Raw genomic sequence first — 24,381 nt, forward strand, 5'->3', positions numbered from 1 at the left:
GGCCTCGACCGCGAGCGCGCGGTAGTCCGTTCCTGGACGGCTCTTGCCCGATCCTGCACGGCGTGCATCCAGCGCGACCGGCGGCTCCCCCGCGCGCGGCAGGGCGGCCAGGCGAGGCCGGAGCGCCCTCGCGGGCCCGCCGGTTGGGCGGAGCGGGCTCGATGAGGTAGCCTGGACCCATGCACGCAGGCGCCCCGGCGGCAGAGGAGCTGGATCGCGAGATCGAGTGGCGGCTCGCGGAGCTGGCAGCCCTGATCGAGCGGTTCACCGCCGAGGACGGCATGCACGCGACGGCCGTGAAGGGCATGAGCTTGATCCGCGCCTCGCGCCCCTCCGAGCCGTTGCACACCGTCTACAAGCCGATGGTGTGCCTCATCGCCCAGGGCCGCAAGCAGGTGATGCTGGCGGACGAGGTGGTCGTCTACGACCCCGCGCGCTACCTGGTCGTCACGGTCGATCTGCCGCTCGTCGGCCAGGTGCTCGTGGCGTCGAGGGAGCGCCCCTACCTGTGCCTCGCCCTCGACCTGGAGCCCAGCGACGTCGGCGCGCTCCTCACCGAGCCCCGTCTCCCCAGGCCGAGCGCCGCGCCCGGCGGCGAGCGCGAGGAGCGCGGCCTGTTCGTCAGCCGGACGGACCTCCCGTTGATGGACGCGGCGCTGCGGCTCATCCGCCTGCTCGAGACCCCCCAGGACATTCCCATCCTCGCGCCGCTCGCCGTGCGCGAGATCCACTATCGCCTGCTGATGGGCGAGCAGGGAGCGCGGCTCCAGCGGATCGCCCTGGCCGGCAGTCAGGCGCAGCGGATCGCCAAGGCGATCAGCATCGTGAAGAGCAACTACGCCCGACCGCTGCGCATCGAGGCCATCGCGCGCGAGGTGCACATGAGCCCCTCGGCGCTGCACCATCAGTTCAAGGCCGTCACGGCCATGAGCCCGCTCCAGTACCAGAAGCAGCTCCGGCTCCAGGAGGCGCGCCGCCTGATGCTCGGCGAGGTCGTGGACGCGGCGACCGCCGGCTACCGCGTCGGCTACGAGAGCCCGTCGCAGTTCAGCCGCGAGTACAGCCGGCTGTTCGGGGCGCCGCCGTCGCGCGATGTCGCGCGGCTCCGGAGCATGATGGGCTCGAAATCGGCGATGGGGTAGCCCAAAAAAATTCGGAGCGCGCGTAGGGAGGGTCGGCCGGGGAGCGTCCCAGGAGCAGAAGCCGGCAAGAACAGGCTGGCCCTTGCACCAAGGAGCACGACCACCATGACCCTCTCCAAGTTCTCGAACACGGCCCGCAGCGCGATCCATCGCTTCGTCCTCGGCAGCTTCCTCGCGACGGCCGTGCTCGCCGGCAGCGGAGCGGCGTACGCGGCGAGCGGCGCGGCGGACACGCAGGCGCCGCGGCAGGGCAAGGACGCCCGGCGCGAGCACCGCCCGAAGGATCCGGCGAGCCTCATCAAGCGCCTGGACAAGAATGGCGACGGCAAGCTGACCGTCGCCGAGCTCCCGGAGAAGGCGCAGAAGCGGCTGGGCAAGGCGGACACGAACAAGGACGGGACGCTCTCCGCCGAGGAGCTCAAGGCGCACGCCGAGCAGCACAAGAAGGCGCGCGCGGCCAAGCAGCAGGCGCGCTTCGCCCGGAGCGACAAGAACGGCGACGGCTTCCTCACCAGGGACGAGGTGGGCGACAAGCGCTGGGAGCGGATGAAGGCGGCGGACGCGAACCGCGACAACAAGCTGACCGCCGACGAGCTGCGCGCGGCGCGCCTCGCACGCAAGCAGCCGGCGGCGCGGTAGCGCGTCCCCGCGATCCCCTCCCCCGGACCTCGCCGCTCACCGCCGAGAGCGCCCCGGCGCCCGCCTCGCCTGCGCGGGGCGGTCGGCGGCCGGCGCGTCGCTCTCGCCGGGCGCGACGGGCAACGAGGTCGCCTCGCCGGGGGCAGGCGCACCCTCGTCGCCAGCGAAAGGCGCCGCCTCCGCGGCGGCGGCAGGAGCTGCCGCGTCGCCAGCGAAAGGCGCCGCCTCCGCGGAAGCACCCGCCGTGGCGGCGGCGCGGCGCTTCCGCGGACGCCTGGGGAAGAGCGGGAGCTGCTGCTCCAGCACCTGGCTCCGCCAGGCGAGCAGCGTCTGCGCGCGCCGGCGCGCCGTCTCCTTCGCGATGCCGGCGGTGGAGCGGTACAGGCGGCGCGCCAGCGCAACCACGGTGGGCGCCGCCGGCTCGAAGAGATCGGGCGCGACCTCCTTCACGACGTCGCACGCGAAGATCGCGCGCCGCAGCTGAGCCCGCTCGTCGGCGGTGCCCGGCGGGACGGCGAGCAGCCCGCGTCCAGCGGGCGTGATCGAGACGTCGTCGTCGCCCAGCCACCCGAGGACGCGGGCGGCGGCGAGCGCATAGCCGACGTGGCGCACGGAGATGCCCGTCTGCTGCGCGATCTCGTCCTTCGCGGACGCCCCTCCTGCGAGCGCCTCGAGCACGCGCCGCACGTTGGCGAGGTTGTCGGCCTGGGGGATCTCGGTGCTGCGGAGCAGGCGGGTCGGCGGCATGGTCGGCGAGGAACCCCCGGCCCCGGCCGGGTGCCGACACCATAGCGCGCGCCGGAGCAGCGCGGACGTCGAACGTGTCCGCCCGGCGCGGGCGAAAGGCCGGCGGGCCCGCGGGGAGGCAGGGCGGCCCGGGCCGCTGCCCTCACCCGGCCCTCTCACGAGGGTCGCCGGGGCGGCATGGCCTTGAAATCCCGGCGCGCACCGCGCCCGTCCCAAGGCCAGCTCGCCTGTCGCGCCTCTTACCGACCGCGGCAGCCGTGGCCGTGGTGGTGGTCGTGGTCTCGGTCGTGGCCGTGCCCGTCACAATCGACGTCGTCGCGGTGGGGCGCGCAGAGGCGACCGTCGTTGTACGCGTCGAGCTTGTCGGCGAGCGGCTCGCCGCTCTCCCAAGGCGAGTTGCAGCCCCGATCCTTGACGTTGCTGCCGAGACGGTACTTCTTGAGCCACTGATCCGCCGCAGCGATGGTGCGCTCGATGCAGCTCGACTGGTTGCCGATGCCGACGTTGAGCTTGGCGACGATGAGGTGCTTCGCGAGGATGTACGTGACGTCGCCCTTGGTCGGACGGCTGATGATGTCGAGGAGCTGGGCCTTCGTGTACGTCTTGCCGCCGATGGTCAGCTTCGAGACCTTCCAGGCGTTCGGGTGGCTCTTCCAGTAACCGGGGGTGCCGGTGCCGGGCGACGCGCACTGGCAGGCGCCGCAGTCGGCCGCGCAGCTCGAGCAGTCCTCGACGCCCGCCTTGCAGACGCCATCGCCGCAGACCGGCGCGCATGCCCCGCAGTCGGCCGCGCAGCTCGAGCAAGTCTCGCCGAACTCGCAGACACCGCTGCCGCAGACCGGCGGACAGATGCCGCAGTCGCTGGGGCACTCGAGGCAGTTCTCGCCGGCCTCGCAGCGGTCGTTGCCGCAGACCGCGGGGCAAGCGCCGCAGTCGCCAGCGCAGTTCGCGCAGTCCTCGCCGTTCTCGCAGACGTTATTGCCGCAGACCGCGGGGCAGGCGCCGCAGTCGTCGGAGCAGGTGCCGCAGTCCTCGCCGGCCTCGCAGGTGCCGTTGCCGCAGACGGGCGGGCAGGCGCCGCAGTCGGCGCTGCAGCTGCTGCAGGTCTCGCTGGCGTCGCAGGTGCCGTCGCCGCAAGCGGGCGGGCAGACATCGCAGTCGGCGCTGCAGCTGCCGCAGTCCTCGCCGACCTCGCAGGCGCCGTTGCCGCAGGTGGGCGGGCAGATGCCGCAGTCGACGGCGCAGGTGGAACAGCTCTCGTCGCCGCCGCAGACGCCGTTGCCGCAGGAGAGCTGGTAGCCGAAGTCCGCGTCGAGCAGGTCCTGCGCCCAGCCGAGCGAGACCGTGCCCACGTTGTCGAGCCCGCCGTCCGGGTCGGCCGTCGGCTCCTGCCCGGCGAGCGGGCCGCTGGTCATGAAGTTGTCGGCGGTGACGACCACCGAGTAGGTGCCCGCCGGGAGCGTGTCGAAGAGGTAGAAGCCGGGCTGGCCGGTGTAGGGGCTGTTGCCGGTGATGGTGAAGTCGATCAGCTGGTCGCCCTGGAACAGCTCGACGCGGACGCCGTTGACGCCGAGCTCGCCGACGTCCGGCTCGTAGAGCCCGTCGGCGTCGCTGTCGAGCCAGACCGTGTCGCCGATCGATGAATACGTCACGTAGCCGAAGTCGGCGTCGGACACGTTCTCTCCCGCGTCGAGCGACACGGCGAGCGGCTCGTCGTCGGTGGTCAGCTGGTGCCCGAGCGGGAGCGTCGCGTCGTCGACGCTGACGACGTAGCAGCCTGCGTCGAGCTCGCCGAAGCGGTAGACGCCGTTCGCGTCGGTCGCGGTCGTCTGGAGGGGGGCGCCGTCGGCGGATCCGTCGCAGCTCGCGTCGGCGAAGAGGTCGACGACGACGCCGGAGATGCCGAGCTCCGAGGCGTCCTCGAGGCCGTCGGCGTTCGCGTCGAACCACACTTTATCGCCGATCGATCCCTTCGGCGTCGTGTAGCAGATCTCGAGGAACGGGCGCTGGGACGAGTCCGTGTGCGCGCTGCCCCTGTACGAGGTCTTGCCGTTCTCGTCCTCCTCGAGGAGGATCCCGTGATTGGGCGAGACGCCGCTCACCCACTCCTGGACCAGCTCCGTGAGATCGAGCTCGCGCCAGGCCGAGCCGCCGGACTCGAACGAGGTGAAGAACGTCGGATCGATGCCGCCGAGGCTGTTCCAGGTGACGTCCGCCTCGCTCCAGGGGGCGAGCACCCGGTGAGCGCGGACGGTCTGGGCCGTGCTGCTGTAGGTCAGGACGTAGAACTTGGCCGACGTGACGAGCGAGCTCGCGGGTATGGCGCCGAGCTCGAAGCCGAACAGGGCTCGTTTCTCGCCGACGGTGCTGGAGTACCCCGTGTTCACCTCGAAGGGGGTCGGGACGTGATAGCTCGGGGCGAGGCTCCAGATCTCGGCGTTGTAGACGTCTCCCAGGACGCCCCGCTGGATCACGGTGCACGTGGGCGTCGGCGCGGCGGTGCTGGCGAGGCTCGAGGCGGTGATGAGCAGCGTGGCGAGCGCTGCGGAGGAGGCGATGGATATCTGCTTCATGGGTAGCTCCTTTGAGGTCCTTGCGAGGATCGAACCACGATGGAGCGTCATCCGAGCCGCATGCGCCATGACACACGGGTCAGGCGAAAGTCGGTTTCGTGGGCTCCGGTCAGACCGCGCCCCGCGGGCTGATCACGATCAGATCAGGTGCGCGAGGCGTCAGCGTGAAATCGGAGAGCGGATGCGCACAGGTCCAGTGTTCAAGTTAGCAATACGATCGTCAAACTGTCCAGACATTTGCGAGGGACACTCCCCCCCAAAAAAAAAAAAAAAAAAAAAAGAACATCGCGCGGTTGACGATTCGCACGATTCGCACGATTCGCACGATTCGCACGATTCGCACGATGCGCGGCCGTGCGGTGACGTTTTTGGGCACCTCGCCTCAGGCCATCACGCTCCACAAACGGGAGCGTCGTGCCCGAGGGGAATCTCGGCGCATTCAGCACCAAACGCTCCGCGCGGCAGCGCTCTGCGTCGCTCGGAGCTCACCAGAACCAGATCGAGTACAGCGATGTTGGTCCCGATTTGATGCTGAATGCGCACAGGACCATCTTTCAAATTAGTAAATGCTGCTTTCGATTGTCCAGATCTTTTTTTGCGGGCGAGCGTTCTTCTTTGTTTTTCTCTTGCCCGGCTTTCGCCCGGGGGCACTGGGTTCGGTTCGTCCGCCGAGCGGTGGACACGTGTTGGTCCAGGACGCGCACGCAGGGATACCGGGCGTCCGTCGATTGTCACGGTGCCTTATCACTCTGAACGGAAACAACACCCGAGAGAGAGGCCGCCTTGATTCCAAGGCCTCAGGGGCCGGCAACGGCCATCGGAGAGCGCGCTGGGGCGTTCGGCGGCGCCTCGGGCGCGGCTTGACGGGACGGCGCCGCGCGGAACTTGGCCCGCGCGCGCCCCCTCTGGCATCTGCTCCGGGTGCGATCGCGTCTCTACCTCGCGCTCGCCGCCGCGGCCGCCCTGTGGATCGCGCCGGCGACGGCATCTCCGGCGCCGCCAGGCGTTCACAAGCTCCACGTCGCGGGCGGCGCTGTCCACGCGACGGTCGGCGCGTCGAGCAAGCAGGTGCGCCTCACGCTCGACCCCGATCTCCAGCGCGCCGCCGAGCGCCTCCTCGCCCGCTCCGGCGCGCCCGAGGGCGCCATCGTCGCCTCCGACGTCCGCACCGGCCGCATCCTCGTCTGGGCCAGCCGCGGCAAGCGCGACTACGTCGCCACCCCGCTCGCCCCGAGCGCGAGCCTCTTCAAGATCGTCACCGCGGCGGCGCTCCTCGAGGCCGGCAAGGTGAATGTCGCGACGCCCGTCTGCTACACGGGCGGCATGAGCGCCATCACCGAGCGCGACCTCCAGGGCCGCGGCGCCACCTGCACCGTCTTCGGCGAGGCGCTCGGCCGCAGCATCAACGGCGTCTTCGCCCGCCTCGCCGGCCAGCACCTCACGGCCGCCGACCTGCGCCGCAAGGCCCGCGATCTCGGCTTCGACGGCGAGGTCCCCATCGACGTCCCGGTCGCGCCGAGCGCCGCCCGGATCCCGGACGACGCGCTCGGCCTGGCCCGCGCCGGCGCGGGCTTCTGGACCGGACGCCTCAGCCCGCTCGGCGCCCTGTTCGCGATGCAGACCATCGCCAACGACGGCGAGCGCGTCCGGCTCTCGCTGCTCGCGCCGCCGGGCGCGCACGCCGGCGGCGACGCGGCCGCGCCGGCGCCGCGGAGCACCGACGGCCGCGGCCTCCGGCCCGAGGTCGCGCGCACCCTCCGGTCGATGCTCGAGGTCACCACGCGGCGGGGCACCTGCGCCAAGGCGTTCCGCAAGCCGGACGGCACGCGCGCCCTCGGCACCATGCCCGTCGCCGCCAAGACCGGCACGCTGGTCGGCGGCAGCCCCGCGCGGATGTTCTCGTGGTTCGCCTCGTTCGCGCCGTCCGATCGCCCGGAGATCGCCGTCTCCGTGATGCTGGCCAACGACATCGCGTGGCGCACCAAGGCGAACCTCGTCGGCCGCGAGCTGCTCGAGATCTACTTCGGCCGGAAGCGCCCGGGCCCCGTCGCCCGACGGCGCTGACGGACGGCGCCGGGCTGGGCTACCCTGCGGCGAGCCGCATGAACGCCCGAGACCGCATCCCTCCCCTCCTCCAGCACCTGCGCGAGGCCTACCCCGACGCGCGCTACGAGCTCGACTGGGAGACGCCGCTCGACCTGCTCGTCGCGACCATCCTGGCCGCGCAGTGCACGGACGAGCGCGTCAACCGGGTGACCGCCACCCTCTTCAAGAAGTACACGACGGCGCAGGCGTACGCCGACGCCCCCACCGAGGTGCTCGAGGAGGAGCTCAAGCCGACCGGCTTCTACCGGCAGAAGACGAAGACGGTGAAGGCCGCGTGCCAGGCGCTCGTCGCGCGCTTCGGCGGCGAGGTGCCGAGCGCCATGGCCGAGCTCACCTCGCTGCCGGGCGTGGCCAGGAAGACGGCGAACGTCGTGCTCAACACGGCGTTCGGCCTCCCCTCCGGGATCATCGTCGACACCCACGTCGCCCGCCTCAGCGGCCGCATCGGCCTCTCGAAGCGCGAGAAGCCCGAGCAGATCGAGGAGGACCTCATGCGGATCGTGCCGAAGGATCAATGGACCTTCTTCGGCCCTGCCATGGTCCTGCACGGCCGGTACACGTGCGTGGCCAGGAAGCCCAAGTGCGCGGAGTGCCGCATGAGCGATCTCTGCCCGAAGGAAGGGGTCTGAGCGCGATGAAGATCGATCTGCCCGGCTCGTGGCAAAGCGTGCTCGCGGAGGAGCTCGATAAGCCCTATTTCCAGCAGCTGACGCGCTTCCTTTCGGCCGAGCGCAAGGCCCACCGGGTCTTTCCGGCCGAGGAGGACGTCTTCGCCGCGTTCAAGCTCACGCCGTACGAGCGCGTGCGCGTGCTGCTCCTCGGCCAGGACCCGTACCACGACGAGGGGCAAGCCCACGGGCTCTGCTTCTCCGTGCGCCCGGGGGTCCCGCCGCCGCCGTCGCTCGCCAACATGTACAAGGAGGCGCTCTCCGATCTGCCGGACTTCGAGGTCCCGAGCCACGGCTGCCTCACCGCCTGGGCGAGCCAGGGCGTGCTGCTGCTGAACACCGTGCTCACCGTCCGCGCGCACACGCCGAACTCGCACAAGAGCCAGGGCTGGGAGACGTTCACCGACGCCGTGATCCGGAAGGTCAACGACAGGCCCGATGGCGTCGTGTTCGTGCTCTGGGGCGGCCACGCGCAGAAGAAGGCGAAGCTCATCGACGCGCGCCGCCACACGGTCATCAAGGCGGCCCACCCCTCGCCGCTGTCGGCGAGGAGCGGCTTCTTCGGCAGCAAGCCGTTCTCGACCATCAACGCCGCCCTGCGCGCCCGCGGCGCCGGGGAGATCGACTGGCGCCTCCCGGAGCTCGAGTAGCGCCGCGATGCCCCGGCGGAAGCGCTCCCTGCCGCTCGCCGCGGGCACGCGGTACACCCCCGGGTGGTGGCCGGATTTGAACATGAAGGCGGGAAGGCGGGAAGAAAAGATCAATGATCTTCCTGCCTTCCCGCCTTCATGTGAATCACTCCGGGGCAAATTGGCCCACCACCCACCCCCGCCGTCCTCGAGGGCATCGCCGACGGCGAGCGCGCCGCGCTCGCGCTCTCGCTCGGGAAGCGCACCGAGGCCGGCGCCGTGGCGGCCGCGGCCTCGGCGCTCGCGCGCGCCGAGGCGCTGGAGGCGGCCGCGGTGGCCGCCGAGCCGCCCGCCCGGCCCATCGCCTGCCGGGCCGGCTGCTCGACCTGCTGCGTCAGCAAGGTGCTCGCGCTGGCGCCGGAGGTGCTGCGCATCGCGGCCCACCTGCGCGCCACCCGGACCGAGGCGGAGCTCGCCGCGCTCGCCGAGCGCGTGCGCGCCGCCGACGCCGCGACGCGCGGGCTCTCCCGGCTCGAGCGCGCCGAGGCCCGGGTCCCCTGCCCGCTCCTCGACGAGCGCGGCGCCTGCTCGGTCCACGCCGTGCGCCCGATCGTGTGCGCCGGCTGGAGCTCCCTCGACGCCGCGGCGTGCGAGCGCCACTTCGCCGCGCCCGCGGCCGTCGCCACGGCGCCGATGCACCGCCCGAGCTACGAGGTCGCGAACGCCGTGCTCGCCGGCCTGGGCTGGGCCGCGAGGGAGCAGGGCCTCGACGCCGCGCCGCTGGAGCTCATCGCCGCGCTGCGCATCGCGCTCGAGCGCCCGAACGCCGGCGAGCGGTGGCTCGCGCGCCTGCCCGTCTTCGCCGCGGCCCGCGACGCCGAGTGGCAGGCGGACCGCCTGCGCGAGGCGTGATCGCGCGGACCGCGGCGTCCCCGGCGCCATCAGGACGGTTGGCAGGCGCAGGAATCGGTCTACTCTGACGCGCCGCGAGGCCGCCGCCCGCCGGTGCCTCCCGACAGGACACAGGACAAGGAGGATCCATGAAGGTCTACGGACATCCCATGAGCACGTGTACGCGCAAGGTGCTGACGGTGCTCGCCGAGAAGGGTCACGAGGCGCAGGTCGTGGTCATCGACCTGGGGAAGGGCGAGCAGAAGCAGCCCGAGCACCTCGCGCGCAATCCCTTCGGCGTGATCCCGGTGCTCGAGGACGAGGACTTCAAGCTCTACGAGTCGCGGGCGATCATCCGGTACCTCGACCAGAAGCTCCCGGGCCCCTCGCTCACGCCGACCGAGCTCAGGGCGAAGGCGCTCATGGATCAGTGGCTCAGCGTGGAGCAGTCCTATGTATCCGGGCCCGCCATCAAGATCCTCTACCAGCGCGTCCTGCTCCCGATGCGCGGGCAGCAGGGCGACGAGTCCCTCGTCGCGTCGGCCAAGGCCGAGCTCGCGAGGGCGCTCGACGTCATCGACAAGGTGCTGGCCGGCCAGGAGTACCTCGCGGGCTCGACCTACTCGCTGGCCGACATCTCGTGGATGCCGTACATGCAGTGTCTCGCGATCACGAAGGTCGAGGACCTCATCAACGACCGGCCGAACGTCGCGGCCTGGTGGAAGCGCGTCAGCACGCGTCCGGCCTGGGTGAAGGTCTCGTCCTGATCGCCGCGGCCCTGCCCTGAACGGGCGGGCCGCCGTCCGCACCGGCGCGCCGCGCGGCCCGCCGCGGTGGGCCCGCGCCGGGAATGCCGGCGCGGGCTGCTCGCCGGAGCGGGCCCGAAGCTGCCCGCGGCGGCCGGTTGCGCGCTCCACCCTTCCGACCGTCGTCGGCGCCCTCCTTCGCGCAGGAGAGCGAGCGGCAGCGGGCAGCCGCGCTCGCGACAGCGCAGGCGAGGAGAGCTTCCGGCGGTAGACGCGCTCGCCCGGCACGGCGTACGATGCCGGCTGCCGAGCCGAGAGGAGAGGGTTCTGCGCATGGGGATAGGGTTCAGCCGCTCCGGGAAGCAGAATCGTCGAACTCGTCCCACGACCCATGTTGCGAGCGTTTCGCCGTCGAACGCTCCGCCTCCACGGATTCCTCACACCCTCGGGGATCTGCTCCAGTCGTCCGCGCAGGGTCGGGCCGGTGAGATCAACTGGGGCGACAAAGACAACGTCAACTGCTACGCGTGGGCCGCGGATTGCGCGGCTCCGGATGGGAGCAAGAAGCCCGATCCGGGTGAGAAGAGCGGCTCCGACGCCAGGAAGGACGGCCGCTACGACCGCGCCAAGCTGCTGGCTGCAGCCATCGCGGACGGTATGGTGCGTCCCACGGATCTCGAGGAAAATGGCATCGGGAGCGACGAGGGAGATCCACCTCAGCCGTGGCCTGGTTATTACCTCGTGGCTCTGTACATCTCGAAGAACGGCGCGGACTACCACTGGTACCGCCAGGATCCGGAGACCGGGCTATGGACACACAAGCCGGGTCCTCACGGCGTGCGCAATTACTACGGCAACTTCACGGTGATCACGGACCTCGCCAGCACCGACCACGACTACGGCACCGCCAATACAAATTATGAGTTCGTGCACTATCTGTTCGTTCCCGACGGCGGTATCCGGATCGGCGCGCCATGAACCTCCCGCGCCAGGCGGGCTCTCGCCCCCTCTCGTGATGACGAGCGCGCGGCCCTGGTTGCGTCATACAAGCCCTCATGAGCAGCGCGTTCGGACCGATCGCGGCCCGATGCGCGGGCGGCTTCGCCGCTCACCTCTCTCATCGAACGGTTTGTAGAACCCGGCCGCGGGCTCGCCGGCGGCCGCTCCACGCCAGCGCAGCATCCCGACGGGCGCCGGCGCCCTCCCTCGGACGCCGCCCTCGGAGTACGCTACGCGCATGCCCGTGTACCGCTCGTTCGCCATCGAGCACGCCGCGTCGGTCGCCGCGGCGGCCCGGACCGACGTGGGGCTCAGCCGCGAGCACAACGAGGACACCTTCCTGATCAGCGATCTCGCGCGCGGGCTCGCCCACGGGCCCGCGGCGGCCCAGGCGTCGGCCGAGCCGCCGCTCGCCCTGGCGCTCGGCGTCTACGACGGCTCGGGCGGCGCGTCGTCCCCCGACGCGGCGAGCCGGCTCGCCGCGCGCACGGTCCACGCCGCCCTCGCCCGAGCCGCGCCGCGCTCGAGCGACGCGCTCGAGCGCGACCTGCTCGCGGCGCTCGGCGAGGCAGGGCGCGCCGTCCGCGACAACGCCCGGAGGAGCCCGCAGCACCGGAGCAGCGGCACCACGGCCACCGTCGCCGCGCTCTGCGACGAGCGCCTGCTGCTCGCGCAGGTCGGCGACAGCCGCGCCTACCTCCTCCGCCGCGGCGCCCTCACGCAGGTCACCCGCGACCAGACCCTGGTCCAGTCGCTGCTCGAGAGCGGCAAGCTCCGCCCCGAGGAGGCCGCCACCTTCGAGCACCGCGGCGTGATGCTCCAGGCCCTCGGGCTGCGCGAGCGCCTCAGCATCGCGCTCTCCGCCGTGGAGCTCCGCCGCGGCGACACCCTGCTGCTCTGCACCGATGGGCTGAGCGACCTCATCGACGATCCGCACATCGCCGCCGCGCTCGACGCCCACCCCGATCCGGCAGCGGCCGCAGGCGCCCTGATCGGCGCCGCCCTCGCCGCCGGCGGACGCGACAACGTGACCGCGCTGGTCGCGCGGTTCGACGGCCCGTGGCTCGCCCCGCCGGACGGCGATGGTTCCCTGGAAGTTATTGAAATCGCTCGGTTTTCCGAGGGACCTACCCGCCGCTACGACGGCCCGCCGACCTCGGGCGGGACGTGAGCGCGACGGGCGCGCGGCGGGCCATCGGCACAGCCGCTCATCGCCTGTCAGGGTCGTCCTCGAGCGAGGAATTTTGCACGACAGAGCGCCAGCGGGCGACATCGCCGACAGCCGACCTCGGCCCGATCGGGCCGCGCTCGGGCTTGCCTTCCGCGGTGATTTCAGCGATCCAACTCGGACGGGGCTCGCCTCGGAGAGGGGGGGAGCCGCGTGCTGTCTTTCGGGACGGAGGGGAGGATCATCGTTCTATGGAGCAGCGCACACTCGGTTCTACGGGCGTCAAGATTCCGGTCGTCGGACAGGGCACCTGGCAGATGGAGACGGGGGACGAGGCGGGCTGCATCGACGCCATCCGGCGGGGGCTCGACGCGGGCATGACGCACATCGACACGGCCGAGATGTACGGCTCTGGCGCGGTCGAGGAGCTCGTGGGAAAGGCGATCGAGGGGCGCCGCGACGAGGTGTTCCTCGTCTCCAAGGTACTGCCGAACAACGCGAGCTACTCCGGCACCATCGCCGCGTGCGAGCGCAGCCTGGAGCGGCTCCGCACCGACCGGCTCGATCTCTATCTCCTCCACTGGCCCGGGTCGCACCCGCTCGAGGAGACCTTCCGCGCCTTCAAGGACCTGAGGGCCCAGGGCAAGATCCGGTATTTCGGCGTCAGCAACTTCGACCAGGCGGAGCTCTCGAAGGCCATCGCGATCGCCGGAGTGAACGAGATCGCGTGCAATCAGGTGCTCTATCACCTGCTCGAGCGGGCGGTCGAGCACCGGGTGCTGCCGCTCTGCGAGCGGCACGGCATCGCGGTCGTCGCCTACAGCCCCTTCGGCTCGGGCCGGTTCCCGGCGCCGGACAGCACGGCGGGCCGGGTGCTCGCGTCGATCGCCGCCGCCCACCGCGCGACCCCGCGGCAGGTCGCGCTGCGCTTCTTGCTGCGCCGCCAGCCGGTCTTCGTGATCCCGAAGGCGGCGAGCGCCGCGCACGCGCTCGACAACGCGGCCGCGGGCGATCTGCGCCTCACCAGCGAGGACGTCGCCCGCCTGGAGACGGCGTTCCCGCTCGGCCGCGACCGCGGCGTGCTGCCGACGCTCTGAGGGCTCGAGGCCGCGCCGGCGGCTGCGCGCGAGAGTTGACATCGCAAATGTGAACGCTCACAATGTGTACCTCACCGCGATCGCGGCGAGCGGAGATCCAGCGAGGCGAGGCCATGTCGGCGCCGGATCTTCGGGCCATCGAGCGGCCTGCTCGGCATCGCGCGCCGGCACCCAGCGGCGGAGCGCGCGCGGGTGCGCGCGGTGAAAATCAAAACGAAACGACCTCACGCAGAGGGCGCGCCTCGTGGAACGCTGCCGGTGAGGGCGAAATCGCGCCTGGGGATTCACATGAACAACCAACCCACGTTCGCTCGGATCACACTTTTCGCGGTGCTGGTCGGCTCTTACGCTCTCTCGGGTTGCGGTGGTGACGGTGGTCACGGCGCGGGCGCGTCGGGCAACACCCCTCAAGGCGGAACGGGCGGGGCCGCCGTCTCGGGCAGCGGCGGCAGCGCTGCGACCGGCGCGTCCACGGGAGGCGCTTCGGCCAGCGCGGGAGGTGAAGGAGGCGCCGCCACGGGCGGCGGGGCGCCCAGCGGCGGAACGACGTCGGCCGGCGGCGAGGCCGGCGCTGGGGGCGCGACGGGGGCGGGCGGCCAAGACGAATTCGAGCCGGTGACCATCTCGTTCGGGACCGAGCTCGATCCGCGCGCTACGGTGCTCGAGGCGCGCGCGCTCGCCAGGTCCGTCGCCGATCCCAGCTCACCGCAGTGGCGCGCCAAAGGCGACCAGCGCAGGACCTATCGCTTTCCAGCCGCCGGCGCCGACGTTCCTTACCGCGTCTGCGTCCCGAATCGCTGGGACGGCACGTCGGAGCTGCCCCTCGTGATGTTCTTGCACGGCGCTTCGAACGACGAGAGCTCGTATCTGGACCAGAACAACAAGCAGATGGTGACGCTGGCCGACCAGCATGGCGTGCTGCTGGTCTCGCCGCTCGGCTACAACGGCGCGTACGGTAACTTCCTGCGGCTGCCGGCCGTGTTCGGGCAACCCGAGGAGGCGGAGAAGCTCCTGGCCATGGTTACGCCCGAGCGCGTGCGCGATCAGGAGCTCAGCGAGAAGGACGTCATCAACGTCCTGGAGCTGGTGCTGAACGAGTACCCGATCGATCGCAGCGCGATGTTCCTCACCGGACACTCGATGGGGAGCGGCGGCACCTGGTACATCGGCGCCAAATACGCCGACTACTGGACGGCGCTGGCGCCCATGTCCGGACCCTTCGTCCAGGAGTCGGGCTATCCTTGGGACCGGCTGCGCGACATGCCCATCTTCGTGACGGAGGGGACCCGCGGCACGCCTTCCCTGACCGGCAGCCGGGAGCTGCGCGACTGGATGATGGCTGGCGGCTACGCGATCACGTACAAGGAAGTCGACGCGGACCATGCGGGAATGGTTCCGCTCGTGCTGCCCGACGTCTTCGACTTCTTCGACCGTCCGTAGCCTCCGCGCTCGTCGCGCGCCTTCGCGTCGCTCGGCCGCCGGACAAGGTCGCCGACGTCGCGCTGGCCGCGCTGGTCGCGACGAAGACGAAGGCCCACGCCGCGCCTGCTGCGGCAGGCCCCGCCCCTCGTCGATCTCGTGATCGCCCGGCGCATCGGCCCGCACCTGCGGCACGCGTTCGGGGCGTCGAGCGAGCGGGCGACTGACCGTGGCATACTCCGGTCATGAACCATAAGCTCCTGGGCTCGGTCCTTTCCATCGCTCTCCTCGCCGCCTGCGGCGGCTCCGTCGACATTCCGCCCGGCAGCGGCGGCGCAGGCGGCGGCGACGGCGGCGCGGGCGGAGACGGCGCCGCCACGAGCGCGACCTCGGGCAGCGGCGGCGCGTCGGTCGCCTGCGGCGCGCGCAGCGGCGGGATCTGCAGCGCAGAGGAGTTCTGCGACTTCCCCGACGACTCGTGCGGGACCTTCGACACCGAGGGCCGTTGCGCCGCCCGCCCCGAGGTATGTCCCGCGGATTGCCCGGGCGTCTGCGGCTGCGACGGTCAGTTCTACTGCAATGCGTGCTCCGCCCAGCAGGCCGGGGTGGACGTCTCGGAGACCACCTCCTGCCTCAAGCCCGTGGGCGGCGACTACGCCGCGACCTACTGGGCCGGCGGGCTCGATCACCTCGTCGTCTACAAGGCCGAGCCGGAGACGGACCAGTGCGTGACGCTCTACGCCGACGCGCCGGCCGAGAGCGCGCCGGAGGGCTTCGACGTCGCCACCCCGGACACCTGGGCCGTGACGCGCATCGAGAGGACCAGCGGGGCGGCCGGCTGCGCGCCCGGGGAGTCGAAGCCCGCTGGAGAGGCCGTGCGCGCGATGGGCGCCATCGGGAGCCTGTCGATGGATCTCTCGGGGGGGACATCCATGCCGTGCACCCTCGACGTGGACATCACCGCCACCTTCCCGACGGAGCCCGCCACCGCGCTCCTCCGCGCCAAAGGCGTGGCCGTGAACAACGGATGTCTGTAGACGGGTGTCCGAACATGAGGGGTGCCCACACCGGCTCACGCGCAGAATGCTGCTGGACGCTCCTCGCCGGCAACCGGGTATGACAGCCTCGGCTCATGCACCGCGCTGCTCCCCTTTCCCTCGCGCTCTCCTTCGGGCTCGCCCTCGCCGCCTGCGGAAACGTCGTCGTGCCCGCGCCCGGGAGCGGCGATACGGGCGGCGGTGACAGCCAGGGCGAGACGCCGCCCGCCGCCGAGTACCGCGTGCAGTACTATCCAGGGCCCGACCACCTGCTCGTGCTCAAGGCCGATCGGGAGCTCGACCGGTGCGTGCAGCTCAGCGCGATCACGCCGCCCCTCGTCCAGACGGGCCTCGACATCGAGGCCCCGGAGGGCTGGAGCGCCGCCCACGTGCTGATCACCGACCGGGCAGCCGACTGCGAGGGCCCGGCGGGGAGCTCGAGAGGCCGCAAGGTGAGCGTGACCGGCGCCACCGGGACCCTCTCGTGGGAGGCCGGTCCGAGCGACTACGTCCTGTGCAACATCCGCGTGGACGTCACCGCGACGGCGCGGGGAGAGCCCGAGGCCCACCGCCTCTTCGCGACCGGGCTGAGCATCGGCGGCGACTGCCCGTAACGGGACGACGGCGCCGCGGAGCCCCGCAGATCCCGGGGATGAAGCCCTATCGCGGCGACCTGCCCCGCGGCCCCCGTCAGCGCTTCTTCGCCCCGCGCTGCGCCTTCTCGGCCTCGGCGAGCCGCCGACGCGCGTCGTCCAGCGCCGCCTGGCTCGCGTGGCCCTTCGGGAGCGCCTCGTAGCCGGCCACCTCCTCGCGCAGCGTCGCGATCTGCTCCGCGCCCTGCCCGAGCTTCTGATGGATCTCCGCGCGGAGCTTCAGGTAACGCAGCCGCCGCGGGCCGTAGGCGCGGCCGATGGCGCGCTCGACCGCGGCGAGCGCCTCCGCCTCGCGGCCCATCGCGTGGAGCACCTGCGCGAGCCGCGCGGGCGGCTCGTACGACCCCGGCATCTGCGCCTCGCGCTCCTTCAGCATCGCGACGGCCTCGTCGCCGCGCGAGAGCGCCAGGTACGCCATCGCCCGCCCGTAGTCGTACGCGGCGGCCGCCTCGGGCGCCTTCGCCTCCTTCGCGGCCCGCTCGAGCACGGCGAGCTTCGACTCGTTCGCCGCGCGGGCCCCGGCCGCATCGCCGAGCGCCTGGAGCCCCTCGGCGAGCAGGCCCCACGCGTCGGCCCGGTCGTCCGCGCTCGAGTCCGCGGGCGGGCTCGCGACGATCGACCGGAGCCGGCCGACCGCCGCCTCGCGCGCGGCGCGCTGGGCCTTGCCGTCGGTGAGCGCGGCCGCGCAGGAGAGCAGGACGCTCGCGAAATCGGCGGGCAGCGCCGCGCCCTTCACCTCGGCGACGTGCCTCATGCCGGCCTCCGCGCACCCCGCGGGGTCCTTCCGGCGGAGCGCCGAGACGAGGCCGAGCAGCGCCTCGCTGCGCCGCGGCCACGCCTCGCCGCCCCGGGCCAGGGCGCGCTGATACGCGACCGCCGCCGCGCCGTGGTCGCCGGCGCTGTGGGCCCGCTTCGCCTCGACCAGCAGGCGGTTCGGGTCGTCCGGAGGCAGCGCCGAGGCCGCCTTCGAATCCATGGTGAGCAGCGCCTCGCGGAGCAGCTCGCGCAGCTCCTGCACCGAGGCGGCGCCCCGCCAGAGCCCGACCACCTGGCCGTCCGCCGGCTCGAGGACGAAGAACGTCGGCCACACCGTCACCTCGTGCCGCTCCAGGAACGGCGCGTTCTCCGGTCGATCCGTGTCGATGTCGGCGAACACCACCCGATCCGCGAACGGGCGCAGCGACGGATCGGTCAGCACGTGATGCTTCATGCTCAGGCAGGTGTGGCACCACGGCGCCCACGCATCGACGAACAGCGCCTTGCCCTCGGCCCGGGCCTTCTCGCGCGCCCGCGGCACGTCGTCGCGGATGAACTCGAGCGGCGGCCGCGCCGCCTCGGGCGCCGCCGTGGCGCCGGACGGAGGTGCCGCGGCGGGGCTGCCAGCCGCTGCCGCGGCGAGCGGGGGCGCCGACGCGGGGGGGGACGGATCGGCGGCGCAGGCGGCGAGGGAGACGAGCGCGACGAGGGCGGGGAGCGAGGCCGGGGGACGCACGGGCGACCATGGTAGCAGCCCGATGGCGGCGGTCTCGCCCTCCCTGCGACGGGCGTCCCCCCACGTTGACGCGCCGCCGGTGCCGCGCGTAGAACCGTATCCTGGGCTGGCTTCGCGCTCACCCGCGACGCGGCGGCGCAGCTTTCCCGGGGTGCCGGAACATCACATCAGGGGGAGTCCACATGTTCGAGCGCGTGCTGAGGATAGGGGAGCATACCGCCCGCATCGGCGAGCATGCGGACACCCTGGAGTTGACGATGCGGGGCGACGTCTCGCCGGACGAGGCAGCGCGGTTCTTCGACTTCATGGCACTCCATTTCGCCGGGCAGCGCTACATGCTGATCACTGGCGACGTGTCCCAGCTCGGCCGGGTGCCCGCCGAGTCCCGGAAAACGGTCATGAGGGAATCGGGCAGGGTGCCCCCCATCCGAGGGCTGGTCTATTACCGCACGCCCTTCACGGGCAGGGTCCTGACCGAGCTGGTGATCCGGGGCTATGCGCTCGCGACCGGGGCCGACGTCGCGGTCCACTTCGTCGAGGACGAGGCGGAGGCGCGCGCGTGGCTGGCCCGCCGGCGGGAGCAGCTCGCCGGCGAGCGTGGATGAGCTCGCCTGGCATGGCCGAGCGGCGACGAGGCTGCGCGGCGCGGCGGGCCGGCGGGCGGCGCGCGAGGTGGGCCCGCGGCGGGAGCGCGGCGGCCGGCCCGGACGGCCCGCGCGCTCCGGCCGGGTCGCCGCGCCGCCCCTTTCGGCCTCGATGCGGCCGCGCGCCGACAATGCGCCCCCCGGGTTCCGGCAAAGCTGGTAGAGTGGCGCCGCGGTGAACGATTACGCGGGCCGGTGCGGAAGCTGCGCGGCATACACCCGGGTGCATGAGGATCCAGCGCGCGGTCGCGTCGGCGAGTGCGCCCTCGAGGTGTACCCGCCGCCGATCAAGGCGACCGCGACGTGCGCCCGCTACCGCGCCAAGGGCGCGCCGCCGCCGCCCCCACCCCCGCGGGCCGCGGGCCAGCCGCGCGGCTCGGGCGGCAGGTCCCGGCCGACCGGGGCGCCGCCGCCGGAGCGCCGGGCCGGCGCCGCGCCGCAGCCCTTCCGTCCGCCGCTGCCAAGGGAGATCGACATCGACATGGATATCGACGAGTTCCGTCGTGTGCTGCGCGAGGTGCTTTCCGAGGAGCTCGGCGTCGGCCGCGCGGAGATGGGCGGCCGCTGGGAAGGCGGGGAGATCGTCCTCCGGCCCGGCAAGGAGGGCACGGCCGAGAAGCACATCCCGCTCGACGTGTTCTTCCACAAGATCGTCATGCTCCGCGACAAGCTCCGCGTGCTGGAGCAGAAGATCAACGCGCACGAGGGGCTGAGCGACGCCGAGAAGGTGCAGCTCCAGGCGTACATCACCGGCTGTTACGGGACGCTCACCACGTTCAACGTGCTCTTCGCCCGCCGAGAAGACGGATTCGCCGGCAGCGGCCGAGACAGCGACTAGAGCGGCGGGCCGCGCGACACGAGGCCAGTTATTTCGCGGCTCTCGGGGTTTCCCTGACTCGACGCCAGGCGCGCGGGCGCCGCCGGCGCTCGCCGAAGGCATGCACGGCGCGTCGCTCACCATGGTACAAGGTGCGCGGAGGTCGCCGGATGGCCATCAAGCAGCTCACGCCCGAGCAGGTCCACACCATGTCGCTCGAAGAGAAGGACACATGGTGGCTGAAGAACGTCTACCGCGGCGACATGCCCCAGCTCACGTGGCGTTCCGGGATCACGGGCATGCTGCTCGGCGCCTTCCTCTCGCTCACGAACCTGTACATCGGCGCGCGCACCGGCTGGTCTCTCGGCGTCGGCATCACGAGCGTGATCCTGGCCTTCGGGCTCTTCAAGGTCCTCTCCAAGCTGGGCCTCGCGAGCGACATGACCGTGCTCGAGAACAACGCGATGCAGTCCATCGCGACTTCGGCCGGCTACATGAACGCGCCGCTCTTCACGAGCCTCGCGGCCTATTCGATGGTCACGACCACGATCATCCCCATGGGCCGGGCGATGATCTGGATGTTCATCCTCGCCATCCTCGGCGTGCTCTTCGCGTTCCCGATGAAGAAGCGCTTCATCAACGACGAGCAGCTCCCCTTCCCCGAGGGCATGGCCGCCGGCGTGGTCATGGACGCGCTGCACGAGAGCGACGAGAAGGAGGGCCTCTTCAAGGCGAAGCTCCTCCTCGGCGGCGGCCTCGCGAGCGCCCTGCTCGAGCTCCTCCGCGACGACAAGGTGATGCGCGCGCTCTTCGCGCTCAAGAGCATCCCCCATTATTACGACGAGGTCTTCTATCACGGCTGGTTCGCCGACCTGCTCAAGCGATGGGGCCTCTCGCCGGCCATCCGGGGCGTCCCCCTGAACGAGCTCACGATCCGCTTCGATACGAGCATCATCTTCGTCGCCACGGGCGGCCTGATGGGGATCCGGACCGGCGCGTCGCTCCTCCTCGGCGGCATCCTCAACTACTGGATCCTGGCCCCCCTCTTGATCCAGCACGGGATCATCCTGCCGAAGAACGGGCATTATGGGTTCGGGCAGATCACGCTCTGGGCGCTCTGGGGCGGCGTCGCGTGCATGACCACGTCCTCCCTTTACGCATTCTTCTCCAAGCCCAAGGTGATCATCGACGCGTTCCGGGGCCTCTCCAGGAAGGGCGGGGCGCGGGACGTGCTCGCGGACATCGAGCTGCCGGTGAAGCTGTCGATCATCGGCGTGCCCGTCGTCGGCCTGGTCGTCGTCGTGCTCGGGCAGCTCTGGTTCGGCATCTCCTGGTGGCTCGGGGTCATCGCGGTCCCGCTCGTGTTCGTCTTCTCGCTCATCGCCGTGAACTCGACGGGCATCACGGCGATCACCCCGACCGGGGCGCTCGGCAAGCTGACGCAGCTCACCTATGGCGCCCTCGCGCCGAAGAACATCACGACGAACCTGATGACGGCCGGGATCACGGCCGAGGTCGCGAGCAACACCGCGAACCTGTTGATGGATATCAAGCCGGGCTACATGCTCGGCGGCAAGCCGCGCCACCAGGCGATGGGGCACGTGCTCGGGACGGTCGCGGGGCTCGTGCTCTCGGTCCCCATCTGGTATCTCGTGCTCATCCAGGGGGACATCGGCCGTTACGGGACGGAGCAGCTGCCGGTCCCGAGCGCGCTCACGTGGAAGGCCGTCGCCGAGGTGCTGATGAAGGGGCTCGACTTCCTCCACCCGACCGCCAAGTCCGCGGTGGTGGTCGGGGCGATCGTCGGGATCCTCGTCGAGATCACGAAGCAGCTCACGAAGAACCGATTCCCCCTCTCCGCGGTCGCCCTCGGGCTCGCGTTCATCCTCAATTTCACCGACATCTGGTCGATGTTCCTCGGCTCGTTCCTCTTCTGGCTGATCGAGCGGCGCGCCGCGGCCTGGCACAGGGCGCGCGAGCGCGAGTCGCGGCTGAGCGAGACGGGGCCCGGCGGGCTCACGGAGGCGCCCGCCCCGCCGGTCAAGCGGCCCTGGTACGCGCTCGCCGCCGAGAACACCGAGGCGATCTGCGCGGGCGTGATCGCCGGGGGCTCGCTGATGGGCATCGGCCTCAGCGTGCTCGGCGTGCTGGTGCTGCCCGACGTGCTGGAGGCCGCGAGCCTCACCAAGGCGCTCGGGCAGATCCTCGATTTCCTCCCGAAGTGAAGCGCTCCCGGTCGCCGGCGTGAGGCCGCCGCCCGCCGCGCGGCCCCTCGGGACCGCTCGCGGCCGCTCGCCACCCCGGCCTCACCCGCGCAACGGCGCCTCAGTGTGACAGGAATGCTCGCCTTTCCCTCCACGACGAGGCGCGGTGAGCGCAGCGCGTCGCCCCGTCGAGGCGCTCCGCTCGGATGCGCGCGTGGCGCGGTTCATGCAGCCTTGTCCGCGCCGCGTCGATGCGAGCTCAGCGATCCACGAAGCGCGCGCCAGGAAAGGACCCTGCATGTCGGTGAACGCCCCCCCGTCCCGAGGAACACCCAGCCCCGCGCCGGTCGGCGATCCCGAGCAGGGCCCGCCGGTGCAGGATCCCACGCCGGACAGGCCGCCGCGGCGCGACCCCGATCCGGGCGAGCCGGCGCGGCGGGATCCCCCGCCCCCGCCTCCTGCGCCCGGAGAGCCCTCTCCGGAGATCGAGGACCCGCCGGCGCCGGGGCAGCCGCCGAAGGAGCCCGGCGTGATCGCGACGGCCGGCTGATCTCGAATCGCGGCGCAACGTCACCCCTAACCGTCGAGAGGTCCCATGAACACGTGTGATTGCTGCGGTAACAGCTACGACAAGGCCTTCCAGATCATGGTGGGCGGCACGACCTACACCTTCGACTGCTTCGAGTGCGCGATTCACAAGCTCGCGCCCGCGTGCGCCCACTGCGCCTGTCGGATCGTGGGGCACGGCATCGAGGCCGGCGGCGCGTTCTACTGCTGCGCGCACTGTTCCAAGCAGAAGGGCGTTCAGGGGGCGATCGATCGCGTGGCGTGAGCCGGCGCCGAGGGGGCGGGCCGGCGCGCTCACCTCGCGGCGTCTTGGAGCGGCAGCGCGAGGACGGCGTCGGTCGGCAGCACGTCGGCGAAGCGATCGGCCAGCGCTGCGAGCGAGACCTCGTGCAGGGTGCGGTGGTCGATGAGGCGAGCGCCCTGCGCGCCCCGGACGGCGGGTAGATCGCGGCTCGCCGACGCGTCGCTCGGGAGCACGACGCGGTAGCCGAGCACGAGCCCGTCCCGCACCGTCGAGTCGACGGCGAGGTGGGTCATGAGGCCGCTCACCACGATGGTGTCGACGCCGCGGCGGCGGAGCTCGGCGTCGAGCTCGGTCTTCGTGAAGCCCCCGGCCATCGATTTCGTGATCACGATCTCCCCGGCGCGCGGCCGCGCCGCGGGGACGAAGTCGGCGCGCGGGCTGCCTTCGGCGAAGAGCCGCGCGCCCTTCGGGCCGACGTTCCGCACGTGCGCGACCGTGATCCCGTTCTCCCTTGCCCAGGCGAGGAGGCGTGTCGCCTTCTCGAGCGCCGCCCGGGCGTCCGGCAGCGTGAGGCCGCCCGAGAAGAACTCTTCCTGGAGGTCGACGAGCACGAGCGCCGTGCGCGCCCGGTGGAGCCGGTCGACCGGTTCGAGGCCGTACAGCGCCCGCAGCGTGGTCGGCCCGCCCTGCGCCGGGGGCGGCGAGGCCAGCTGATCTGCGGTCAAGGCGGAGGTCAGGATGAAGAGCAGCAGCGCGACTCCGGTGTGTCCGCGAGCCTGCGTAAGCATGGGATCCTCCTTCGCGGCGAGGCAGCGGCCTCGCGCTCCAGGAAAGCTAGATCCGGCGCATGCTCGTGATAATCCTGGTCTTCCGACGAGGATTGCGTCGCGGAAGGAACGAATGGGATGGAGCCGGCGGTCGGTGATCTGGGCGAGATGAGGGCGTTCCTGGAGGTCGCGCGGCTGCAGAGCTTCTCGGCGGCGGCGAAGGCGCTCGGGCTCACGTCGTCGTCGGTCAGCAAGCAGGTCGCGCGGCTGGAGGAGCGCCTGCGGGTGCAGCTCCTCCGGCGCACCACGCGCCGCGTGAGCCTCACCGAGGCGGGGGACCTCTACGCCGAGCGCGCCGGCCGGATCCTCGCGGACGTCGAGGAGGCGCAGCGCGCGGTCGCGGATCTCGACGGGACGCCGCGCGGGACCCTGCGCATCTCGGCGCCCACGATCTTGGGCACGATCCGCGTCGCGCCCGCCGTGCTGGCCTGCCGCGCGAAGTACCCGGAGCTCCGGATCGATCTCGACATCACCGATCGCATCGTCGATCTGGTGGCCGAGCGCATCGACGTGGCGGTGCGCCAGGCTGCGGAGATCTCGCCGGCGTCGCTGGTCGCGCGGCGGCTCGCCGACGATCGGCGCGTGCTCTGCGCGAGCCCGCGCTACCTGCGGCGCCACGGGACGCCGCGGCGCCTGGAGGACCTGGCCGATCACGACTGCATCACGCACAACATGGAGCCAGTGCCGCGGTGGACGCTCGTGGGTCCCGAGGGGGAGCGCGTCATCCAGGTGAGCGGCACGCTCCGCTCCAGCGACACGCTGACGCTGCGCGACGCCGCGGTCGCGGGGATCGGGCTGGCCAACCTGCCTGATTACGTCGTAGAGGAGCACCTCGAGAGCGGCGCGCTGCGGCGCGTGCTGCCGGAGTACGGCGCGTCGAAGCGCGCCATCTTCGCGGTGTACGCGGCGCCCGCGCGGGCGGCGGTCCGTGTCTTCGTGGAGACGCTGGCCAAGGCGCTGGGCGAAGGCGCGGCGAAGATGGAGAAGACGGCGCGCTAGGCAGGGGCCACGCCTCTCGTGGTCCGCGCGGCCTCTTTATCCTGTTCGCTCCCGGCGGCTTTCCAGCTCGCTT

The 24,381-nt window shown here is 71.8% G+C and carries 23 protein-coding genes; 19 read left to right on the forward strand and 4 right to left on the reverse strand.

The window, feature by feature from the left end:
* Positions 1-179: 179 nt before the first annotated feature.
* Together WMF20_RS27620 and WMF20_RS27625 are read left to right on the forward strand one after the other, a co-directional pair.
* Entirely contained in the window at positions 180-1,142 is a 963-nt protein-coding gene (locus tag WMF20_RS27620; protein ID WP_437604925.1) for an AraC family transcriptional regulator, read from the forward strand.
* A 105-nt stretch (positions 1,143-1,247) separates the two neighbouring features.
* The gene (locus WMF20_RS27625) at positions 1,248-1,781 is read left to right on the forward strand and encodes an EF-hand domain-containing protein (protein WP_437604927.1); all 534 of its coding nucleotides are present in this window, start codon (positions 1,248-1,250) and stop codon (positions 1,779-1,781) included.
* Positions 1,782-1,817: 36 nt separating this feature from the next.
* Here the strand turns inward: WMF20_RS27625 and WMF20_RS27630 are convergent, their stop codons facing one another.
* Positions 1,818-2,528: a hypothetical protein gene (locus tag WMF20_RS27630; protein WP_437604928.1), complete on the reverse strand. Its 711-nt coding sequence runs from the start codon at positions 2,526-2,528 to the stop codon at positions 1,818-1,820.
* A 239-nt stretch (positions 2,529-2,767) separates the two neighbouring features.
* Complete coding sequence (locus tag WMF20_RS27635) at positions 2,768-5,101, reverse strand: SdrD B-like domain-containing protein (RefSeq protein ID WP_437604929.1); 2,334 nt, start codon at positions 5,099-5,101, stop codon at positions 2,768-2,770.
* Between the two features lie 921 nt (positions 5,102-6,022).
* On the opposite strand from WMF20_RS27635, the gene WMF20_RS27640 reads away from it, so the two are divergent.
* The 11 genes from WMF20_RS27640 to WMF20_RS27690 all read left to right on the forward strand — a co-directional run bounded on the left by WMF20_RS27640 (position 6,023) and on the right by WMF20_RS27690 (position 16,475).
* Entirely contained in the window at positions 6,023-7,165 is a 1,143-nt protein-coding gene (locus WMF20_RS27640; RefSeq protein ID WP_437604930.1) for a penicillin-binding transpeptidase domain-containing protein, read from the forward strand.
* 38 nt (positions 7,166-7,203) lie between these two features.
* Positions 7,204-7,836 (forward strand): endonuclease III, encoded by a 633-nt coding sequence (nth, locus tag WMF20_RS27645; RefSeq protein ID WP_437604931.1) that lies wholly within the window; start codon positions 7,204-7,206, stop codon positions 7,834-7,836.
* 5 nt (positions 7,837-7,841) lie between these two features.
* Positions 7,842-8,525, forward strand: coding sequence for a uracil-DNA glycosylase (ung, locus tag WMF20_RS27650; RefSeq protein ID WP_437604932.1), 684 nt, complete (start codon positions 7,842-7,844; stop codon positions 8,523-8,525).
* A 258-nt stretch (positions 8,526-8,783) separates the two neighbouring features.
* Complete coding sequence (locus WMF20_RS27655; RefSeq protein ID WP_437604933.1) at positions 8,784-9,416, forward strand: YkgJ family cysteine cluster protein; 633 nt, start codon at positions 8,784-8,786, stop codon at positions 9,414-9,416.
* Between the two features lie 128 nt (positions 9,417-9,544).
* Complete coding sequence (locus WMF20_RS27660) at positions 9,545-10,162, forward strand: glutathione S-transferase family protein (RefSeq protein ID WP_437604934.1); 618 nt, start codon at positions 9,545-9,547, stop codon at positions 10,160-10,162.
* Between the two features lie 312 nt (positions 10,163-10,474).
* Positions 10,475-11,119: a hypothetical protein gene (locus WMF20_RS27665; RefSeq protein WP_437604935.1), complete on the forward strand. Its 645-nt coding sequence runs from the start codon at positions 10,475-10,477 to the stop codon at positions 11,117-11,119.
* Positions 11,120-11,378: 259 nt separating this feature from the next.
* Positions 11,379-12,311 (forward strand): PP2C family protein-serine/threonine phosphatase, encoded by a 933-nt coding sequence (locus tag WMF20_RS27670; protein ID WP_437604937.1) that lies wholly within the window; start codon positions 11,379-11,381, stop codon positions 12,309-12,311.
* Positions 12,312-12,559: 248 nt separating this feature from the next.
* Positions 12,560-13,405 (forward strand): aldo/keto reductase, encoded by an 846-nt coding sequence (locus WMF20_RS27675; RefSeq protein ID WP_129577231.1) that lies wholly within the window; start codon positions 12,560-12,562, stop codon positions 13,403-13,405.
* Positions 13,406-13,693: 288 nt separating this feature from the next.
* Positions 13,694-14,845 (forward strand): hypothetical protein, encoded by a 1,152-nt coding sequence (locus WMF20_RS27680; RefSeq protein ID WP_437604938.1) that lies wholly within the window; start codon positions 13,694-13,696, stop codon positions 14,843-14,845.
* A 224-nt stretch (positions 14,846-15,069) separates the two neighbouring features.
* Positions 15,070-15,861, forward strand: a complete 792-nt coding sequence (locus WMF20_RS27685) for a hypothetical protein (RefSeq protein WP_437604939.1) — start codon at positions 15,070-15,072, stop codon at positions 15,859-15,861.
* A gap of 95 nt (positions 15,862-15,956) precedes the next feature.
* A complete protein-coding gene (locus WMF20_RS27690; protein ID WP_437604940.1) occupies positions 15,957-16,475 on the forward strand; it encodes a hypothetical protein in 519 nt (172 codons plus the stop codon).
* Between the two features lie 76 nt (positions 16,476-16,551).
* On the opposite strand, the gene WMF20_RS27695 is transcribed toward WMF20_RS27690, so the two are convergent.
* Positions 16,552-18,006, reverse strand: coding sequence for a thioredoxin family protein (locus tag WMF20_RS27695; RefSeq protein ID WP_437604941.1), 1,455 nt, complete (start codon positions 18,004-18,006; stop codon positions 16,552-16,554).
* Positions 18,007-18,188: 182 nt separating this feature from the next.
* Here WMF20_RS27695 and WMF20_RS27700 point away from each other — a divergent pair, with 182 nt between their 5' ends.
* From WMF20_RS27700 to WMF20_RS27720, 5 genes are all read left to right on the forward strand, one after another.
* The gene (locus tag WMF20_RS27700) at positions 18,189-18,611 is read left to right on the forward strand and encodes a hypothetical protein (protein WP_437604942.1); all 423 of its coding nucleotides are present in this window, start codon (positions 18,189-18,191) and stop codon (positions 18,609-18,611) included.
* Between the two features lie 214 nt (positions 18,612-18,825).
* A complete protein-coding gene (locus WMF20_RS27705) occupies positions 18,826-19,488 on the forward strand; it encodes a hypothetical protein (protein ID WP_129577271.1) in 663 nt (220 codons plus the stop codon).
* 149 nt (positions 19,489-19,637) lie between these two features.
* Positions 19,638-21,692, forward strand: a complete 2,055-nt coding sequence (locus WMF20_RS27710; RefSeq protein ID WP_437604943.1) for an OPT family oligopeptide transporter — start codon at positions 19,638-19,640, stop codon at positions 21,690-21,692.
* A 277-nt stretch (positions 21,693-21,969) separates the two neighbouring features.
* The gene (locus WMF20_RS27715) at positions 21,970-22,221 is read left to right on the forward strand and encodes a hypothetical protein (protein WP_437604944.1); all 252 of its coding nucleotides are present in this window, start codon (positions 21,970-21,972) and stop codon (positions 22,219-22,221) included.
* A gap of 45 nt (positions 22,222-22,266) precedes the next feature.
* Positions 22,267-22,503, forward strand: a complete 237-nt coding sequence (locus WMF20_RS27720; RefSeq protein ID WP_129577274.1) for a hypothetical protein — start codon at positions 22,267-22,269, stop codon at positions 22,501-22,503.
* A 29-nt stretch (positions 22,504-22,532) separates the two neighbouring features.
* Here the strand turns inward: WMF20_RS27720 and WMF20_RS27725 are convergent, their stop codons facing one another.
* On the reverse strand, positions 22,533-23,270 hold the full coding sequence (locus WMF20_RS27725) for a cysteine hydrolase family protein (protein WP_437604945.1): 738 nt from the start codon (positions 23,268-23,270) through the stop codon (positions 22,533-22,535).
* A gap of 117 nt (positions 23,271-23,387) precedes the next feature.
* On the opposite strand from WMF20_RS27725, the gene WMF20_RS27730 reads away from it, so the two are divergent.
* Positions 23,388-24,308 (forward strand): LysR substrate-binding domain-containing protein, encoded by a 921-nt coding sequence (locus WMF20_RS27730; RefSeq protein WP_437604946.1) that lies wholly within the window; start codon positions 23,388-23,390, stop codon positions 24,306-24,308.
* Positions 24,309-24,381 lie beyond the last annotated feature (73 nt).

Source organism: Sorangium sp. So ce834 (genome assembly GCF_051521425.1).
GTDB classification, from domain to species: domain Bacteria; phylum Myxococcota_A; class Polyangia; order Polyangiales; family Polyangiaceae; genus Sorangium; species Sorangium cellulosum_D.

Coding starts and splice junctions, on each gene's coding strand:
- WMF20_RS27685 (WP_437604939.1), top strand. CDS start 15,070: ATGAACCATAAGCTCCTGGGCTCGGTCCTTTCCATCGCTCTCCTCGCC.
- WMF20_RS27700 (WP_437604942.1), top strand. CDS start 18,189: ATGTTCGAGCGCGTGCTGAGGATAGGGGAGCATACCGCCCGCATCGGC.
- WMF20_RS27660 (WP_437604934.1), top strand. CDS start 9,545: ATGAAGGTCTACGGACATCCCATGAGCACGTGTACGCGCAAGGTGCTG.
- WMF20_RS27620 (WP_437604925.1), top strand. CDS start 180: ATGCACGCAGGCGCCCCGGCGGCAGAGGAGCTGGATCGCGAGATCGAG.
- WMF20_RS27715 (WP_437604944.1), top strand. CDS start 21,970: ATGTCGGTGAACGCCCCCCCGTCCCGAGGAACACCCAGCCCCGCGCCG.
- WMF20_RS27680 (WP_437604938.1), top strand. CDS start 13,694: ATGAACAACCAACCCACGTTCGCTCGGATCACACTTTTCGCGGTGCTG.
- WMF20_RS27635 (WP_437604929.1), bottom strand. CDS start 5,101: ATGAAGCAGATATCCATCGCCTCCTCCGCAGCGCTCGCCACGCTGCTC.
- WMF20_RS27675 (WP_129577231.1), top strand. CDS start 12,560: ATGGAGCAGCGCACACTCGGTTCTACGGGCGTCAAGATTCCGGTCGTC.
- WMF20_RS27670 (WP_437604937.1), top strand. CDS start 11,379: ATGCCCGTGTACCGCTCGTTCGCCATCGAGCACGCCGCGTCGGTCGCC.
- WMF20_RS27710 (WP_437604943.1), top strand. CDS start 19,638: ATGGCCATCAAGCAGCTCACGCCCGAGCAGGTCCACACCATGTCGCTC.
- WMF20_RS27730 (WP_437604946.1), top strand. CDS start 23,388: ATGGAGCCGGCGGTCGGTGATCTGGGCGAGATGAGGGCGTTCCTGGAG.
- ung (WP_437604932.1), top strand. CDS start 7,842: ATGAAGATCGATCTGCCCGGCTCGTGGCAAAGCGTGCTCGCGGAGGAG.
- WMF20_RS27630 (WP_437604928.1), bottom strand. CDS start 2,528: ATGCCGCCGACCCGCCTGCTCCGCAGCACCGAGATCCCCCAGGCCGAC.
- WMF20_RS27690 (WP_437604940.1), top strand. CDS start 15,957: ATGCACCGCGCTGCTCCCCTTTCCCTCGCGCTCTCCTTCGGGCTCGCC.
- WMF20_RS27725 (WP_437604945.1), bottom strand. CDS start 23,270: ATGCTTACGCAGGCTCGCGGACACACCGGAGTCGCGCTGCTGCTCTTC.
- nth (WP_437604931.1), top strand. CDS start 7,204: ATGAACGCCCGAGACCGCATCCCTCCCCTCCTCCAGCACCTGCGCGAG.
- WMF20_RS27665 (WP_437604935.1), top strand. CDS start 10,475: ATGGGGATAGGGTTCAGCCGCTCCGGGAAGCAGAATCGTCGAACTCGT.
- WMF20_RS27625 (WP_437604927.1), top strand. CDS start 1,248: ATGACCCTCTCCAAGTTCTCGAACACGGCCCGCAGCGCGATCCATCGC.
- WMF20_RS27720 (WP_129577274.1), top strand. CDS start 22,267: ATGAACACGTGTGATTGCTGCGGTAACAGCTACGACAAGGCCTTCCAG.